The sequence below is a fragment of the Sebaldella sp. S0638 genome, from assembly GCF_024158605.1.
GTDB lineage: Bacteria > Fusobacteriota > Fusobacteriia > Fusobacteriales > Leptotrichiaceae > Sebaldella.
In genome coordinates this window covers 1-1,090 of the sequence record NZ_JAMZGM010000262.1, presented here as the reverse complement: position 1 = coordinate 1,090, position 1,090 = coordinate 1, and the positions used below count along the sequence as shown (strand labels likewise).

At 28.8% G+C, this 1,090-nt stretch carries 2 protein-coding genes; both read left to right on the top strand.

Annotated features, from left to right (window positions below; all coding sequences use genetic code 11):
* Positions 1-279 (top strand): transposase (locus NK213_RS20145; protein ID WP_253352681.1); only part of this gene is annotated, 279 nt, incomplete at its 5' end.
* A partial coding sequence (locus NK213_RS20140; protein WP_253352677.1) for an IS3 family transposase occupies positions 279-1,090 on the top strand: 812 nt, incomplete at its 3' end. The genes NK213_RS20145 and NK213_RS20140, both read left to right, overlap by 1 nt.

Sequence of the window (1,090 nt, the reverse complement as noted above, 5' to 3'; positions counted from 1 at the left end):
AAAGGAACAAAAAGATACGATAAAGTATTTAAATCAACAATGGTAGAACTGCATAAAAATGGGAAAAGTATAGCGCAGTTATCTCGTGAATATGGCGTAAGTAAACAGAGTATAGGAAGTTGGATAAAATTAACCCAAAAAGTAGGAAATTCAGATGGAAAAGATATAAGTTACAAAGAACTGTTAGAATTGAGAAAAAAAGTGAAAGAATTAGAAACGGATAATGATATCTTAAAAAATGCCTTAGCCATATTCACAAGTCAGAGAGAAAAGAATTAATGAAAAAATTGGAACTACGAAGAAAAAATATAAAAAGAACATCGGATTTATTGGAGATATCCCGAAGTAGTTACTATTCATATAAAAATAAAAAAATAAGTAAGAGAAGCTTAGAAGAACAGAGATTGAAAGAAGAAATAAGAGAAATATGGGTTTTAAATGAAAAAAAATATGGAAGCCCAAAAATCCAAGGAGAACTTAGGAAAAAAGGAATGAAAGTAAGTGAACGTCGAATCCAAAAATTAATGAAAGAAATGGGTATAAAGTCAGTAGTAACACAAAAATATAAATATAAAGCAAGTGTAGCAACAGAGCATGAAGGCTTAGAGAATAGGTTAAACAGAGATTTTAACAGCACTAAGAGTTATGAAAAAATAGTAGGAGATATAACGTATATAAGGACAAAAGATAAGGGATGGTGTTATCTGGCAAGTTATATGGACTTATATAATAATGAAATATTAAGTTATGAATTTGGTGAAAAAATGGAAGAAGAACTGGTATTAAAGAGTCTTTTTAAGTTACCTTTGAAAAAATTAAAAGGAAGCATAATCCATACAGATAGAGGAAGCCAGTATACAGCAAGAAATTACAGAAAAAAACTATTAGAATACGGAATAATAGAATCTTATTCACGCCGAGGGAATCCATATGATAATGCATGTATAGAAAGTTTTCATTCAGTATTGAAGAAAGAATTAATTTATCCGCAGGAATTAAAAAGTTACAGTGAATTAAAGCGGATATTATTTGAATACATAGAAGGTTTTTATAATACAAGGAGAACACAAAAAAGATTAGGATATTTATC